Annotated in this window: 5 protein-coding genes; all 5 read left to right on the top strand. The window is 66.7% G+C overall.

Features of this window, described 5'->3' with window-relative positions:
• Positions 1-1,656: an ABC transporter ATP-binding protein gene (locus tag KVY23_RS21295; protein WP_230558148.1), complete on the top strand. Its 1,656-nt coding sequence runs from the start codon at positions 1-3 to the stop codon at positions 1,654-1,656.
• On the top strand, positions 1,653-3,407 hold the full coding sequence (locus KVY23_RS21290) for an ABC transporter ATP-binding protein (RefSeq protein WP_230558147.1): 1,755 nt from the start codon (positions 1,653-1,655) through the stop codon (positions 3,405-3,407). The genes KVY23_RS21295 and KVY23_RS21290 overlap by 4 nt, the downstream gene beginning before the upstream one ends.
• 70 nt (positions 3,408-3,477) lie before the next feature.
• A complete protein-coding gene (locus KVY23_RS21285; RefSeq protein WP_230558146.1) occupies positions 3,478-4,140 on the top strand; it encodes an isochorismatase family protein in 663 nt (220 codons plus the stop codon).
• Positions 4,137-5,753, top strand: coding sequence for a (2,3-dihydroxybenzoyl)adenylate synthase (locus tag KVY23_RS21280; RefSeq protein WP_230558145.1), 1,617 nt, complete (start codon positions 4,137-4,139; stop codon positions 5,751-5,753). The genes KVY23_RS21285 and KVY23_RS21280 overlap by 4 nt, the downstream gene beginning before the upstream one ends.
• The gene (locus KVY23_RS21275; RefSeq protein WP_230558144.1) at positions 5,750-18,169 is read left to right on the top strand and encodes a non-ribosomal peptide synthetase; all 12,420 of its coding nucleotides are present in this window, start codon (positions 5,750-5,752) and stop codon (positions 18,167-18,169) included. Before KVY23_RS21280 ends, KVY23_RS21275 begins: the two co-directional genes overlap by 4 nt.
• Positions 18,170-18,231 lie beyond the last annotated feature (62 nt).

Below are 18,231 nucleotides of genomic sequence, written 5' to 3'. Positions count from 1 at the left end.
ATGCGCCTGCCGATCTTTTTCGAAGCCCCCGCAACGCCCATTCGAACCAGGGCGATTCCCATCACGGAGTCGACCACCGCCCGCGAACTGACCTGGACCACCATGTTCGCCGCACAGAAGTACACGGTCCCAGCCGGCGCTCTGCTGATACTTCATCAACTCTGCGCCGCCCTCGTGCCCGTCGTGATGGGCCTCGCGATCGACCGCGCGATCGCCCCTGGCGACACCGGCCAGCTGGTGCTGTGGATCGGTGTCCTCGCAGTCGTCTACGCCCTGGTGTCGACCACGTTCCGGTTCGGTTCGCGAATCGGGTTTCTCGGAATGCAGTCGATCCAGCACCAGGTGCGGACCAAGATCACCGACCGCATCCTCGACGCCAAAGGAATGGGCGGGCCCGCGCGTCAACCCGGGATGATGCTCAACATCGCCACCTCCGACGCGAGGCAACTGGCGATGTCCGTCGCCATCGTGGTGTATCCGCTCGGCGAATTCGCCGCCGTCGTGTTCTCGGCCCTGATTCTGCTGTACATCTCGTGGCCCCTCGGTCTTGCGATTGCAGTGGCAGCGCCGCTGATGCTGTGGTTGATGGATATCGCCGGGTCGCCGTTGCGTCGACGAAGCATGCACGAGCAGCAGGCGGCGGGCGAGGCCTCGGGCACTGCGGCGGATCTCGTCGGTGGCTTCCGAATCGTCAAGGGGCTCGGCGCCGAACCCGAGGCCGGTCGCCGATATACCACTGCCAGCGAGCATGCACTGCGAAAGACATTGGACGCGAACCGCGCACGAGCGGGTTACCTCGGTGCGATGGAAACGGTGTCCGGGCTGTTCATCGCGGGCGTTGCCGTTGCCGCGGGCCTGATGGCCCTCGGTGGGGCGATGACGATCGGTCAGCTCATCACAGTCGTCGCCGTCACCCAGTTCGTGATGGGCCCGCTGCAGGCGTTCGCCGCCAATTTCGGCGCCATCTGGGCACAGGCATTGGGGTCGGCGGAACGGGTGCTGACGATCCTGCAGGCGCCGCCGTCGCGAGAGCTCGTCGGAAAGTACCAAACGCCCGATGGTTTCGAGGTCATCGTCGACGGTGTTGTCCTCCGGGAGGGCGAATTTCTGGTCGTGGACGCAGATGCCGCGAAAACAGCGATGCTGGCCGACGCGCTGCGCGGGCTCGCAGCCCCAGGGGTGGCGACGGTCGGCGGCACCGATGTACGCGACCTCGACCCAGCCCGACGCAAGAGAACTTTGCTCGTTGCCCCACACGAGAGCGATCTGTTCGAGGGGACCATCGCGGAGAACATCGCGGTGGGCGAGGTGTCCGACACCGCAGTGACGCGTGCAATCCTCGCCGCCGCGTGCGAGGACGTGATCGAGGCGCTGCCCGACGGTCTCGAGACGAGCGTCGGCGAGGCAGGCCGGCTGCTGTCCGGCGGGCAACGACAGCGAGTCGCGCTGGCTCGGGCGCTCGCAACCGATCCCGACGTGCTCGTGCTGCTCGACCCCACCACCGCAGTCGATTCCGTGACGGAGGCAACCGTGGCCGAACGCATTGCGACAGCTCGAAAGGGAAAGACGACCATCGTGTTCACATCTGCGCCGGCATTGACGGCGGTCGCGACGTCCGTGCTGTCGCTGAACACCGAATTGGAGGCCGTCCGATGACCGCACCGGCTATTGCGAGGATGCCGATTGCCGACTCACGTTCGGTGGTGCGGGAGATCAGGGGCGCTCTGGTGGGCCAGGGCACTCGGCTCGTCGCAGTGTTGGCGACGATGATTGTCGGCGCCGCACTGGGACTCGTCGCACCCTGGGTGCTCGGGCGCATGGTGGACGCCGTCATAGGCGGCGCCGGCGTGGGCGAGATCTGGCAACTCGGGGCAGTGATGGGTGTTGCTGCACTGGGGTTCGCCGGGTTCACCGCGCTCGGTGTGGTGCTCTCGTCGAGACTGTTCGAGACCGTTCTGGCTCGGCTGCGCGAGCGCATGTTCCGCGCCAGTCTGGCTCTCCCGCTCGAACGCGTCGAGGTATCGGGCACCGGAGATCTGGTCTCCCGGGCGACCGACGACGTAGAAGAAGTCTCCACTGCGATCAACACTGCGGTGCCTGCTTTGTCGACGTCGCTGTTCACGGTGGTGCTCACCGCAGTGGGCCTCACTGCGCTCGACTGGAGGTTCCTCGGGGCGCTGGTGCTGATCGTGCCGGTGTACGCGCTGGCTGTGCGCTGGTATCTGCGCAACGCTCCGGGTATCTATGCGGCCGAACGAGCGGCAATGGGCCAACGCGCCCAACACGTTCTCGGTGCAGTTCGCGGACTGCGCACCGTGCACGCCTACGACATGTCACCGCTGCTCGCGGCACGCGTCGGGCAGCATTCGTGGGAGGTCGTGCGGTGGACGATGCGAGCGCGCATCGTGCAGAACCGCTTCTACGGTCGGCTGAACTCCGCGCAGTTCCTCGGCATGGCGAGCCTGCTCGTCATCGGGTACTTCCTCGTCGGCGCCGAGACGCTGACCGTCGGTGCGACCACCACCGCGATGCTGTTCTTCTTGCGGCTCTTCGCCCCGATCGAGGATCTGCTGCTGGTCATCGACGAGTTGCAGTCGGCGTTGGCCTCGCTTGCCCGCATCGTCGGGGTGATCCAGGCCGAGCCTGCAGCGGAGGTTCGGGTGGAGTTGCCCGCCCGTGGCGTGCTCGTGGCCCGCGATATCACCTTCGGGTATACCCCGGATCGACCGGTGTTGCGGGGTGTCGACATCACCGTCGAGCCTGGTGAGTCGGTCGCTCTGGTCGGCAGTTCGGGTGCAGGCAAGACAACGTTGGCGGCCGTGCTCGCAGGTGTGCGGTCACCGGACGTGGGCCGGGTGCAGTTCGGGTCGGTCGACCTCACTGGCGTCGACGATTCGACTCGTGCGCAACGCATCACGCTGGTAACGCAGGAAGTGCACGTATTCGCCGGGACGCTTCGCGATGATCTCTCGATGGCTGCTCCCGGTGCGAGTGACGACGATATGAAGGCGGCACTGCGCGCTGTGCTCGCCGCCGACTGGTTCGAGCTGCTGCCCGACGGGCTCGACACTGTGGTCGGCGATGGTGGCCATCAGCTCACGCCCATGCAGGCCCAACAGGTTGCCCTTGCGCGGGTGGTTCTCATCGACCCACCGGTGGTGATTCTCGACGAGGCCACCGCCGACGCGGGCAGTGCGGGTGCGTCGCTGCTCGAGTCTGCAGCCGAGGCGGCCCTCGCGGATCGTTCGGCGCTGATCGTTGCGCACCGGCTCGGCCAGGCGCGGCGTGCCGATCGAATCCTGCTGATGGACAACGGTCTGATAGTGGAACAGGGCTCACATGAGGACCTGGTTTCGCTCGGCGGCCGATACGCGCAGCTGTGGACTGCATGGAGTGCCAACCGGTGACACCACCCAACATCGAGAACTAGAGCCTCACCAACCTCGAGGCGAGTCTGGACGAGAAGGAGAGACCAGGATGGCGATACCGAGAATTCCCAGCTACACCATGCCCGTGCGCAGCGAGATCCCCGACAACAGAGTGGATTGGCAGCTCGATCCCACCCGTGCGGCACTGCTGGTGCACGATATGCAGAACTACTTCATCGACGCCTACATCGATGCACCCGAGATGATCTCGTCCGTCATCGACAACATCGGCTCGCTACGCGAGCGTGCGGCAGAGCTGGGCATACCGGTGGTGTACACGATGCAGCCCGGTGACCAGCACCCCTCTCGCCGAGGCATTCTCGCGGACTTCTGGGGACCGGGCCTCGGAACCGGACGCGATACTCAGATCATCGATGCCCTCGCCCCGCGCCCCGGCGATATCGAGGTCACCAAGTGGCGCTACTCGGCCTTCCAACGCACCGACCTCCGCGAACTGCTCGGCCACCACGGCCGCGACCAACTGATCGTCACCGGCGTCTACGCCCACATGGGCTGCATGCTCAGTGCAGCAGAGGCATTCATGTCCGATGTACGCCCGTTCCTGGTGCTTGACGCCACCGCCGACTTCTCGCGCGAGGAGCACATCCTGGCCGCCACCTACGCAGCCAAGCGATGCGGCGCCGTCGTCACCACCGAGGAGGTAGGTCTCGCCCTCGAGCGCAAGGCTGTCGCCGCAGGCGCTGTCCGATGAGTGCGCCGGCGAAGGAGCTCGTTCCGCTGCAGCTCGACGGCGTCATCGCATATCCCGAGGACGTGGCCGCACAGTACCGCGAGCGAGGTTATTGGATCGGACAGACACATTCGGACCTCCTGTCCGAAGCCGTTGCCGAGCATCCCGATCGCGTCGCCGTTATCGACTCCGTGCGAACCCTCACCTACGCCCAGCTCGGCGAGCGCGTACAACTCGTCGCCGGGGAACTCGCGTCGCGGGGAATCGGGCGTGGGGACCGAGTAGTGGTTCATCTGCCGAACACCGTGGAGTTCGTCGAAATCGTATTCGGGTTGTTCGAGCTCGGCGCCCTACCGGTGTTCGCGCTGGCCGCACATCGCCTCGCAGAGATCCGCCAGTTCTGTGCGGGCACCTCGGCGCGTGCGTATGTCACCGTCGACCGTGTCGGACTCACGTCCTACCGCGATATCGCGGCCGATATCGCGCGCGAACTCCCCGCCGTAGCAACCGTTCTCGTTCCAGCCGGTGACGAGAGCTGGACCACCGCCGCACCCCTGCCGCGCCGGGCCCGCGCGTTGCCATCCGATGTGGCGTTTCTGCAGTTGTCCGGGGGAACCACCGGAACCCCGAAGCTGATTCCGCGCACCCACGACGACTACCTCTACTCGGTGCGCGAGAGTGCCCGCATCTGTGCGGTCGACGAGAGGTCGGTGATGCTGGCCGCGCTACCGATCTCGCACAACTTCACGATGAGCTCCCCGGGACTGCTCGGCATGATCGCAGTCGGTGGCAGCGTGATTTTGGCACCGGACCCGAGCCCCGATACGTGCCTGCGCCTCGTCGAACAGCACTCGGTCACCCATGCCGCCCTGGTCCCGCCGCTGCTGATGGCGTGGCTGAACTCCTCGGCACGACACACTGCAGATACATCGTCGCTGGTGTCCCTCTGGGTCGGCGGCGCCAAGCTGCCCGCAGAGGTCGCACGGCGGGTCACCCCGGAACTCGGGTGCTCGCTGACCCAGGTATTCGGGATGGCAGAGGGGTTGGTCAACTACACCCGCGTCGGCGACGATGACCGAACGGTGTTCACCACCCAGGGCCGACCGATCTCACCGGACGACGAGATCCGAGTGGTCGACGACAACGGCACGCAGGTGCCGGACGGCGAGCCGGGGCATTTGCAGACACGGGGTCCGTACACCATTCGCGGATACTTCGATGCGCCGGAACACAATCGACACTCGTTCACACACGACGGGTTTTACATCACCGGCGATATCGTGATTCGAGACAGTCGTGGCTACCTGCAGGTGGTAGGCCGCAGCAAGGACCAGATCAATCGGGGCGGTGAGAAGGTCGCACCAGCTATGGTCGAAAACCATCTATTGGCCCACGGCGCCATTCACGACGTGTCCGTGGTCGGGATCCCGGATGATGCACTCGGCGAGCGGATCTGCGCGTTCGTCATCCGGCGTGACCCCGAGGCACAGACCCCGAGCGCGGCGCAGCTGCGAGCATTCCTGCGAACCGAACGTCAGGTGGCCGCGTACACCATCCCGGACATGTTCGAGTTCGTCACCGAATTCCCCACGACATCGGTGGGCAAGATAGACAAGAAGAGTCAGGGCAAATGACACTCGATCTACCGCTAACCGGCGCACAGCTCGGAATCTGGAACGCGCAACGACTCGAACCGGACTCGCCCTACTACCTTGTCGGCGAAGTGCTCGAGATCGATGGTTCCGTCGGCGACGACAAGATCGACACCAGTGTTCTCCTGGATGCGATCTCGGACACCGTCGACGAGGCCGAGACGATGCGGCTGCGCTTCGCGCTGACCGAGGCCGGACCGAGGCAGTGGATCGAACCGGTCGAGTCCTTCGAGGTGCCGATTCTCGATGTGCAGGACGAGGCCGATCCTCGTTCGGCTGCCGAGCAGTTGGTGACGCAGATCCGATTCGACGCCGCAGCCGAGGCCCGCGAGATGGTCGAACGACGACTCTTCTCGTACACCCTGATCGTGCTGTCACCGACTCAGGTGTGGTGCGTGCAGCTCTACCACCACCTCATCGTCGACGGATACTCCGCCGCAATGATCTCGAGGCGACTCGCCGCCCGATACACCGCCGCCGTCACCGGACGGAGACTGCGCCCCAACCCGTTCGGCTCGTTCACCGACGTCGTGACCGAGGACCAGGCGTACCGGATCTCCGAGGAGGCCGCCGCCGATCGCGAGTACTGGCGCGCGCGACTCGAACCGTTCCCCGAGCTGCACGGACGCGGAACTGCCGATCTGGAGTCGGCCCAACAGGACCGGACGAGCACGCATTCCGCCCGCGCCGTCCTCGACGCCGAGGAGATGGCCCATCTGAAGCAGATCGCCGACGAGACCGGCTGCACGTGGGCCGACGTACTCATCGGTGCCTACGTCGGATTCGTCGCCCGGCTGCACCACACCGGTGACGTCGTTCTCGCGCTGCCCGTGATGGTGCGCACCACCCGCGTCGCCCTGACCACGCCGTCGATGGCGGTCAATGTTCTCCCGCTGCGAGTGTCGGTCTCGCTCGCCGACGACATCGAGAAGTTGGCCTCCACGGTGGCCTCGGCGCGGGGCGATCTCCGCGCCCACCAGCGTTATCGCGGCGAGGATCTCGTCCGCGACCTCGCAGCGCCGGGTGCCGGTGCCGTGTTGCACGGGGTTGGCATCAACCTCAAGGCATTCGACTTCGACCTCGACTTCGCCGGCGCGGTCGGCACCCTGCGAAACGTGGCCGGCGGGCCACCGGAAGAACTCGGGCTGACTGCGACGCCGGTCGAGGGCGGAGCGATGATGCTGGGTTTCGAGGTCGACGCCCGCTCGGTCTCGGCGGCCGTAGCCGCTGCCCGAATCAACGGGTTCGCTGATCTGATCGGTGCGCTGTGCAGCCCGGAACGTCCGCGCCTGGGATGCATCGGTATCGGTCATCTCGATGCGGGGTGGACGCCGCCCTCGCTCGAAATCGGGCCAACCCCGACCATTGCCGATGTGTTTGCGGACATGGTCCACCAGGATCCCGATCGGATCGTGATCAGCGACTCGGACACGGTATGGACGGCCGGCGAACTCGCCGCGCGCACCTACCGCATTGCGCGATTGCTTCGCGATCGAGGCATCGGCCCCGAAAACATCGTTGCGCTGTCACTTCCGCGCTCGGTCGACATCGTCGCCAGCATCTTCGCGGTCTGGGAGGCGGGCGCCGGCTACGTCGTACTCGACCCCGCCTATCCGCGTGAGCGACTCGACCGTCTCGTCGAACTCGCGCGCCCGTCGTTGGTGCTGCGCGATGACGAGCTGTCGGATCTGTCGTCCTACGACACGACCCGACTTGGCGCGGACGAACTCGCCGGTCCCCGCCGGGCCGAGGACATGGCGTACGTGCTGTTCACCTCCGGGTCGACCGGAACACCCAAAGGTGTGGTGGTGCGCTCGGGGGGTCTGGCTCATCTCGCTGCGCGGCAGCGCGCCTGCTTGTACTCCGACGCTGCATCGCGGGCCGGCGGACGCCGGTTGAACATCGCACACACCACCTCCTTCGCGTTCGACGCCTCGCTGGACCCGCTGCTGTGGATCCTCGACGGCCACCGTATTCATTTGTACGACAGCGAAGTTCAGCGCGACGCCGAGCTGCAGGTGCAGAGGTTCCGGACGGACCGAATCGACGTCGTCGACACCACTCCGTCGATGGCGGCGTTCCTGATCGAGGCCGGGTTGGTCGAAGCAGGGCTGGTGTCGACGATCGTGGTCGGCGGGGAGGCGCTTCCGTCTTCCGTTGCGGAACAACTCGCACGTAGCAGCGCCCGGGTGTACAACATGTACGGCCCGACCGAGGCCACCGTCGACGCGATTTCCGCCGACGTCACCGGCGCCGATGTGCACATCGGACGCCCACTCGACGGCACCGCGGCCTACCTTCTCGACTCGGCGCTCCAACCGGTCCTCGACGGCGAGACGGGAGAGCTGTATCTCGCGGGCCCCCAGCTTGCTCGTGGCTACCTGGACCGGCCGGGGTCGACGGCCGAGCGGTTCGTCGCGAATCCGTTTGTGAGCGGCACCTGCATGTACCGCACCGGCGACCTTGCCCGCTGGAATCCCGAGACCGGCTACCAGTACCGAGGCCGCGCCGATGACCAGGTGAAGATCCGCGGCCATCGCGTCGAACTGCGTGAGGTCGAAGCCGCACTTGCACAATGCGATTCGGTGTCCTCGGCCGTCGCCGTGTGCACCGGCACCGGGCCCGCTGCAAAGCTTGTGGGCTACGTGAGCGCCACCTCGGAGCGCACCGGCGACGATATCCGACGCGACATGCTGACTCGGGTTCCCGATCACCTGGTGCCCTCGATCGTGATGGTGCTGGGTGAGATGCCGGTGACCGTCAACGGGAAGGTCGATCGGGCTCGGTTGCCCGCGCCCGCCTCCGGAACCTCCCGAGACAGTCATCCGAGTACAGCGGCGGAATACGCGCTGTGCGCCGTCGTCGCCGATGTGCTCGGACACGAGTCCGTCCCACTCGACGCGGACCTGTTCACGCTCGGCGGCGACAGCATCGGTGCGATCAGCATCAGCAGCCGACTGCGCAGCCGCGGATGGATTCTGACACCCAAGGAACTCCTGACGGGCCGCGATCTCGCGGCACTTGCCGCGGCGAGCCGTGAGCTCGAATCCGACCAGCATGCCGCAGTCGAGGACATCGCGACCGGCGTTGCCCCGAGCACCCCCATCATGCGCGGGGTGCTGCGGGTGGACTCGCTCGACGCGGTGGCGTCGTATGCACAGTGGACGGCGATCGAGGTGGACGGATCGATCGATGAGGCTGCCCTCGCAGATGCGGCTTCGATGCTGCTGCAACGACACCCGGCGCTGCGGATGATCGTTCGCGATGCCGAGGCGGTGGAGATTCCCGACCACGGCCGGACAGCAGTGATCACAGCGTACGGTCCCGTCGACTCGGGCGAATTCGACGCTCTTGCCGATTCCTACGCTCGCGCCTGCGCATCGGAACTCTCACCGCGAGTGGGAGATCTGCTGCGGATGGCTGTGGTCCGGATGACCGAGGGCCCCGACCGAGTGCTGACCGTCGTGCACCACTTCGCCGTGGACGCTATCTCGTGGCCGGTGCTGCTCACCGATCTCGTGGACGCGATCAACGGGCGACCTATGCCACCGGTGACGGGCCGGTCGTGGCGGCATCGCGCCATCGAACTCGCCGAACACGCTTCGCGGCACCGCTACCTCGACGAGTCCGATCACTGGAACTCCGTCCTCGGCCCGGACTCCGAGGCGATCTGTTCCCAGCCTCCACGTGGCGGAGTCGACACCCACGCGACCGCGGCGGTCACTCGCACTGCCGCACCGGTCCCAGTGACAGCGGCCGTTCTGGACGATCTGTGCACGAAGTACACCGCCCGACCCGACGAGGTACTGCTCGTTGCAGTGACGATCGCGCTGCGCGCACTACGCGGCCCGCACACCCCTGACTGTGCCGTCACAATGGAAGGGCACGGCCGAGACGAGTTCAGCGCCGGCACCGTCGGTTGGTTCACCACCGAATATCCGATCTCCGCGCCCGTGTCTCTCCTCGGTGGCGATGCCCGCCTCGCCGAGGCATTCGGCGGCGGAGTGGTCCTCGCCGAAATGATCCACGAGGTGAAGGCACGCAGGCGTATCGGCCGGGACGACGGCGCCGGTTACGGCGTACTTCGCTACCTCGACGATGCAGGGTCTGCCCTTGCCGAGCGCCCTGCACCGCAGGTGGTGTTGAACTATCTCGGCAAGCCTGCCGGCCTGTCGGGGAACGGCTGGCGCGCACTCGGCGGTGACGCCTTCGGGGTCATCGAGCCCCATACTCGTACGCTCACCGAAGTGCTGGCGATCAACGCGTTCGTCCACGAAACTGCCGACGGGCCTTCGCTGGCAGTGGAGTGGACAGCAGCGGGAGAACTCCTGGACGAGGGCACCGTCCGAGACCTTCAGCGCTACTTCTCCGACGCCCTCGAGGCGATGGCCGCGCACGCTGCGCTGTACCCCGGCGGGCTGAGCGCCTCGGACTGCGAACTGGTCGAGGTGACGCAGGACGAGATCGACTACCTCGAAGCGATCACGGGGCCCCTGGCGCGCGTGCTCCCGCTCTCGCCGCTGCAGGAGGGGTTGCTCGCGCATGCCGCTCGCTACGCCGACGAGGACGTCTACACACTCACCGCAATCGTCGATCTGGGCGGCGACCTCGACGGCGACCGACTCCGCGCGGCATTCTCCGAGGTCGTCGCGCGGCACAGCAATCTCGCGGCGGGCTTTCACTTCGAGGGCGTAGGCGCCGCGGTGCAGACGATTCCGCGGTCGATCGACATCCCGTGGGCGGTGACCGATCTGCGCGCACTGTCCGTGGCCGCAGCAGATGCTGCGGCTGCGCAGGTGCACCGATCGGCCGCTACTCGCGTGTTCGACGTACGACGCGGACCACTTCTCGCCGGGCACGTGCTTCGTCTTCCTGGACGACGGACGCAGTTGGTGCTCAACGCGCACCACCTGGTGACAGACGGATGGTCGACGCCGATCATGTTGCGTGAGTTGGTGCATCACTACAACCAGGGCAGCGCAGGCTTGGCCGCACCGGCCGACTATGCCGACTACCTCCAATGGCTCACCCGACTCGATCGCAGCGAACTGAAGGCCGCGTGGAGGCACCGACTCGAGGGGCTGACCCAGCCGAGCGTGGTGGCGCGCGGTGAGAGCACCGGCACACAGGTGGTGACCACCGAGGTGTCGGTCTCGCCGAACCTGGGGACCGAGCTGACCGACCTCGCGCGCGAGAATGGACTGACCGTCAACACCATCGTCCAGGGCGCCTGGAGCGCGGTACTGCACGCATTGGTCGGCCGCGAGGACGTGGTGTTCGGAACCACCGTGTCCGGGCGACCGTCCGAGCTGAGCGGGGTCGAAAAGATGATCGGCCTGTTCAGCAATACCGTGCCCGTGCGTGTTCGAATGGACCATCGCCCGATGCGAGAGGTGCTGCGCGAGAGCCAGACAGAGCAGTACGACCTGGGCGACGCACAGCAGCTGTCGCTGTCCGAGATCGAGGCATGCAGTGACGCGCCCGGCGGAACCAGCCTGTTCGACACGCTCGTGGTGTTCGAGAACTACCCTGGCATTCTCGACGGTGATGTGGATGACGACGGTGAAACACGCATCACCGGGCTCGGAAATCTGAGCCTCACGCAGTACCCACTGTCGCTGCTGGCCCCTCCCGGCGATGCGTTCAGACTCGTTCTCGATCACGACCCGTCGGTGGTCGAAAATGTCACTGCAGCAGCCGTCGCGCAGGCGCTTCCCGAGATTCTCGGCTCCATGCTCGCCGACCTCGGCCGCCCAGCAGCGGAGTATGCGCCGCAGTCGGTGACAGCGCTACCGGATGCGCCGGTTCGTCTCATCCCGAAGACCCAGGGCGGGCACGCGGGTCTACGCACGGTAGAAACAGTCACCGAGGTGTTGACCGAGGTGCTCGAGACGCCCGTGCAACCGGACGACGACTTCTTCGAGCGCGGCGGGCATTCGCTCGCGGCGATGCGGGTGGTCAGTGGTCTACGCCGACGCGGTATCACCGTCACCGTCGCCGACATCTTTGCCGCTCGGACGCCACGTTCCTTGGCGGCGCTCTCGCGAGAAACATCAGCTAGACCTCTGTCCGACATCGCCGTGACCACCGAGCCGGTGCTGTCCTCGGCGCAGGAGCGGCTGTGGATTCTGCAGCGCCTCGATGCCGAGTCGCACGCACAGGACGTTCCGATCGTGCTCGAGCTGAACGGTGATGTCGACCCGGATGCGCTTCGGGCGGCATGGCGAGACCTGCTGTCGCAGTTCGAGATCCTGCGCACGTGCTACCCGGCGTCGGAGACCGGAGATCCGACAGTTCTCGTGCTGCCCACCGATGCCATTCCCGAGCTGCAGTTTCGCGAATGCGATGGACCGGTCGCCGAGGCGGTGCGCCGAGAGCTCGACCTAGCCGCTGGGAACGACTCTGCCGCTGCCTTCGACATCGAGCGTGCGATACCGGCACGCGCGGCGCACCTGCGCGGTCCGGGGTGGTCGGCGCTCGTGATCGTGGTCCACCATATTGCTATCGACGGGGCCTCGGTGCCCGTGCTGCTCGATGCGCTGTCCGCGGCCTACACCGACCACCGGGAAGGGCGTCGACCCGCCCAGGGCAATACCGCACCCACGTTCGCCGAGTTCGCGTCCGTGGACCGCGCGCGGGCGGAGTCCGGTGAGGTCCAGAAGTCGCTGCAGTACTGGACGGAGCAACTCGACGGTCTTCCGGCGGAGCTCGAACTCCCGACGGATCGTTCTCGTCCTCGCCGGCCGACATATCGGTCGGTTGGAGCGTCCCGTCGACTCGAAGACGCATTGACCACCGACATCCGAACGGCCTCTATTCGGCACGGTGTCAGCCCGCTGATGGTGTTGGAAGCCGCCGTGGCCGCAGCATGGCACCGGTTCGGCAGCGGCACCGACATCCCCGTCGGCACCACGGTCTCGGACCGGGATGTCATCGCCGACGGTCGTTTCCGCGACACCGTCGGATATTTGGTGAACACCGTCGTCCATCGTATCGACGTCTCGGGCAATCCGACGTCGACCGAACTGCTCGACAGGATTCGCGCAACCGGTCTCGATGCCCTGACGCACCAGCATGTTCCGTTCGATCGGGTGGTCGACGCGCTGGCGCCCGAACGCAGTGCCGGTCGCCATCCGCTTTTCCAGACGATGGTCGGCTACGAGGTCCTCGGACCGCCCGCCATGCTGGGTGACGTCCTCGCCACTCCGATGGAACCGATGGATCCACCGGCGCGCATGGATGTGTCGGTGTGGCTTCGCGAGTCCGAGTCGGGCGTCGAGCTCGCACTGGGAGCCGCAGCCGACCTGTTCGACGAGGCCACCGCTCGGACGCTGCTCGGCGAGATCTCCGCGGCGCTTGCGCACGTCGTGCGCGAGCCCGACGGCCCGATCACGCAGTTGGGTAGTGCTCACGAGAATTCACCGACCCGCGAGCAGCCACCGCAGTCGGTGATCCACCGGTTCCTGACTCAGGTGCAGGAACGTGCGAGCGAGATTGCAATTGTGGCCCACGGTCACGAGGTTACGTACGCCGAGGCCGGTGCCGAGGTCGAATCGCTTGCACGCGAACTCACCTCGCGCGGAGTGGGCGCGAGCTCGGTTGTCGGGGTCGCCGTCGAACGCGGCCGTCACTTGCCGATCGCGCTGCTGGCGGTACTGCGATGCGGGGCAGCGTATCTTCCGCTGGACGTCGACTATCCGCGTGAGCGCCTGCAGTACATGCTCGACGACGCACGACCGGTCTGCGTGCTCACCACCACGAGCGTCGCCGACCGCATCGAGTGGATGAGCGTGCCGATGCTGACGGTCGATACCACCTGTGTGTCCGCAGCCGCTCTGCCGCCTGTTCCGTCCGCCGGGGATGACCTGGCCTACGTCATCCATACATCGGGGACGACCGGAAAACCCAAGGGCGTCATGGTCACCACCGCGAATCTCGCCGCGTTCGCCGACGCGGCTACGCAGCTTGGGTGGCTTCGACAGGGCGACCGGTTGCTGGCGGTCACCACGGTGTCCTTCGATATCGCGGTGCTCGAATTGCTGTGCCCACTGACGGTCGGAGCGAGCGTCGTGGTGGTCCCGCGGGCCACCGTGGTCGACCCGGCGTTGCTGGCGCAGTCCATAGTCGACCACCGGGCCACCGTCCTGCAGGCGACCCCGTCGCTGTGGCGGCTGCTGCTGGCGACGCTCTACAGCGGCGGAGTCCGCGCATTGATCGGCGGCGAGGCTGTGCCCGCCGAGCTGGCGAATCAGCTCACCTCGATCAGCGAGGAAGTGTGGAACGTGTACGGCCCCACCGAGGCAACGGTGTGGTCGACGGCGGACCGCATGCAGCACGGCGAGCCGGTCACCATTGGGTCGCCCTGGACCGACGTCCACGTACGGGTGCTGGACGAGCTGCTTCGCGAGGTCCCCGAGGACGCGCAGGGGGAGCTGTACCTCGGCGGCTCGCAGATCGCGCGTGGCTACCTGAACCGGCCGGCGCAGACGGCGACGCGGTTCATCGCCGACCCGCATCGGCCCGGTCGGCGGCTGTACCGCACAGGCGACGCTGTTCGGCGCCGCGGCGATCGCCTCGAATACCTCCGCCGCTCCGACGATCAGGTGAAGGTGCGCGGATTCCGCATCGAACTCGGTGAGGTGGAGACCGCCCTGCGAGCGCTGGGCGGTGTCCGCGACGCAGCGGCGAAGGTGGCCGAGATCGCCGACGGCTCGGCGCGGCTGTTCGGGTACGTCGTCGCCGATCCGTCGAGAATGGATCCGTCGAGAGTCGACACGGCAGCGATGCGGGCCCAGCTGGCCGCTACCCTGCCGGATCAGTTCGTGCCACAGTCGATCACCGTCGTAGAGACATTGCCACGCACATTGAACGGCAAGCTCGATCGCAACTCCCTCCCTGTACCCACGCCCAGCTCGCCCGTGGAGGTCTCGGAATCGAGTGCACTTCTCGCTGCTGCCACCGAGGTGCTCGGCACCGTCGTGGACCCGCAGACCAGCTTCTTCGCGGCCGGCGGAGACAGCATCGCGGCCGTGCGCTTCGTATCTGCGGCCGCAGCCAGGGGAGTGCACCTCTCCGTTGCCGACGTGTTCGATGCGGCCACGCTTGCCGAACTCGTCGGCCGTGCCGAGCAATCGGCTCCGAAGCCCGCGTCGCAGGCGGAGTTGGTCGAACTGGACGAGGACGCGCGTGCGCTCCTCGATCGTGACCACCCGGGTTGGCAGCAGGTGCTTCCGCTGACACCGTTGCAGCGGGGCATGTACTTCCAGTCCGCGACCGGGCCCGGCGACGGCGGGGACAACTATCACGTTCAGCATCGGTTCACCTTCGATGGGACCATCGACCGGTCTGCCCTCGCAGTCGCGACGGCTGCGCTGCTGCAGCGGTACCCCAATCTCGCTGCGGCGTTCACGCATTCGGTGCTCGACGACCCCATCGCGATCATCGCACCGGTAGCGGTCGATATTGCGTCGGTGACGTCCAGTGATGTCGACGAGCTCGCGGCGCAGGAGTTCGCTCGGCCGTTCGATCTCGGTCGAGGCCCACTGCTGCGCATGGTGATTGCGAAGGATGCGGTCGGCACCGAAAACCTGATCGTCACCCAGCATCACTTGCTCACCGACGCATGGTCGCAGGGCGTGATGTTCTCGGAGCTGTTCGTGATGTTCGGCGTTGCCAAGATGTTGGTGACTGCGGGAACGAGCGAGGACGAGCTGGTGGCCGTCGTGCAGCGGGTACTCGATGCGCCCGCCGACTTCACCGATCACCTGCGGCAACTCACCACCCACGACGACGTGGCAGGCGCGCAGACGTGGTCCGACTATCTCGCCGATTTGGCCGAACCGACGTCGATCGCCGCCGAAGCGCAACCGGGGACGATGGCGCTGCCGAATCTGCACACGCGAGCACTCGACGACGCTACCCGCGACGCAATTTCGAGGTTGGCCGCCGAGAAGGGCGTCACAGTCTCGACGGTGGTGTCCGTGGCCTGGGGACTGACGCTTCGCCGGATCACCGGACGCGAGGACGTGGTCTTCGGATCCACAGTGGCCGGGCGTGACCCGATGGTTCCCGGCGTCGACCGCATGGTCGGATTGACGCTCAACACCGTGCCGGTGCGGGTACAGGCGCGGCCGTCCACCTCGCCCAGGACGTTGCTTCGTGAGGTGTTCACCGCGCAGGGCGCCCTGATCCCGCACCAGCACATGGGGCTCGGGGAAATCTCCCGGGCCGCAGGGTTCGCCTCGCTCTTCGACACGCTCCTGGTATTCCGCAACGTCGGAGGCGACGCGGAACGGTTCGATGTTCTCAGCCGCGCCGGCATCACCGCGGCCGAGGCGACAGACGCCACGCACTACGCGATCACCCTCGACGTCGACCCGCGAAGCCGTAGTGGGGCAATGGAAGTCACCGTCGAGAACCGCCCGGACCTCGTCGACGACGAGACTGCACAACGGGTGCTGGAGACGATGCTGGAGATGCTCGGTGCACTGTGCGAGGTGGAAACCATCGCCGACACCGGTCGCGGGCTGGATGACCTCGAGGCCACGCCGCTCACCGCAGCCCGAATGCGGGTGCCGGGGCCGGGTGAGCCGGAGGGCAGCATCGACACGCTACTGACCGAACGCGCGACAGCGACGCCCGATGCCCCGGCGATCACGTGCGGCAGCGAGAGATGGACCGCCGGCGAACTCGACCGACGCGTCACCGCTCTCGGTCGGTTCCTGGCCGCGTCGGGTGTCGGTGCAGGCGACGTGGTTGCGCTGCTGTTGCCGCGGATCGCCGATCATGTCGCGGCGATCTTCGCCGTGATGCATACCGGGGCAGCGTATCTCCCGCTTGACCTCGGCAACCCTTCAGCACGCCTGCAGGAGATCCTGGAGGACAGCGGGGCGCGCACCGTGATCGTCGCGGGCGCCGAGACCGATCGGGTTCTCGAGGTCACCGCCGGTGTTCCCGCGCTGAACGTCGTCGACCTGTGGTCGCCTGAGGTCAGCGCGATTCTCGAGGGCAACAATCCCGCACCGCAGGTTCCGACATGTCGAGTCGAGGGACCGCGGCACGCCGATCAAGCGGCCTACGTGATCTACACCTCGGGGTCGACCGGCAAGCCCAAAGGTGTCCAGGTGGGACACCGCGGTCTGACCACGATGTTCCACAACCATCGGACCGAGATCTTCGAGCGGACGGAACGAAAAGTCGGTGGGCGGCAACTCCGCATCGCGCACACGGTCTCGTTCTCCTTCGACATGTCGTGGGAGGAATTGTTCTGGATGCTGGCGGGCCACCACCTGCACGTCATCGACGAGGCAGCGCGGGCAGACCCGATCAGCCTGGTCCAGCACTACCGCGAGGTGGGAATCGACGTCGTGAACGTGACGCCCTCGTACGCACGAGAACTCATCGCCGCAGGACTGCTGGACGGTGATGTGGCGTCGGGTGCGCATGTGCCGGTCCTGGTGATGCTCGGCGGTGAGGCCGTCCCGCAGGAACTGTGGACCCGGCTACGCGAGCAGGACGGCGTCGACGGCTATGACCTCTACGGTCCGACGGAGTTCACCATCAATGCGATGGGCTCGGCTGTGGCGGAGAGCGAGACACCCTGCCTGGGCCGGCCGGTCCAGAACGCCTGCGCGCGGGTACTCGACACCGGACTCCGGCCGGTGGCCGTCGGGGCTGCGGGTGAGCTCTACATGTCCGGTGATGGCGCCGCGCACGGTTACCGGGGGCGAGCCGGACAGACTGCCTCGGTGTTCGTGGCGGATCCATATGGCAGCGGAGAGCGGATGTACCGCACCGGCGACCTCGTGCGCTATCTCGCGGGCGGCCGCGTCGAGTACCTCGGCCGCGTCGACCGGCAGGTCAAGATCAGGGGCATCCGCATCGAGCTGGGCGAGGTCGAGTCGGCGCTCGAGGCGCTTCCCGGGGTGGCCCGCGCGGCCGCCACCGTGTTGTCGGACGGGCCCGTCGCCCGGCTCATCGGGTACGTGGTCGGCGGCGTGGTGGACGCGACCCGAGACCTGCGGGCCGAGTTGCGTAGCAGAGTCCCCGCGCACCTCGTACCTGCCCAGATCGTCCCCGTCGACCACATCCCGCTGACGGTCAACGGCAAGCTGGACCGCGCTGCGCTTCCCGAACCGCCACTACGTGCCGGCGGAACGAGTCTGACGACGCCCACCCAGCGGCTGGTAGCGGCGATCTACCGCGAGGTACTGGGCCTGGACGAGATCGGCAGCGAGGACGGGTTCGCCGACTGCGGTGGAGATTCACTCGCCGCGATGCGTCTGATCTCACGGCTACAACGCGAACTATCGGTACGTGTGGATGTCGGGGAACTGCTGCGTGAACAGACTGTCGCGGCGGTCGCCGAGCTCATCGACCGAGCGGGTGCGAAAACGTAGCACCCCCATTTGAGGGTAGGTTCGCCTAAGCTTCCTTCCTGCTGAGTCGGCAGAACGCCGAC

The sequence above is a fragment of the Rhodococcus sp. I2R genome, assembly GCF_020889545.1.
In the GTDB taxonomy this organism is placed as follows: domain Bacteria; phylum Actinomycetota; class Actinomycetes; order Mycobacteriales; family Mycobacteriaceae; genus Rhodococcoides.
The sequence above is the reverse complement of the archived record's forward strand: the minus strand, read 5'-3'. Positions and strand labels throughout refer to the sequence as shown.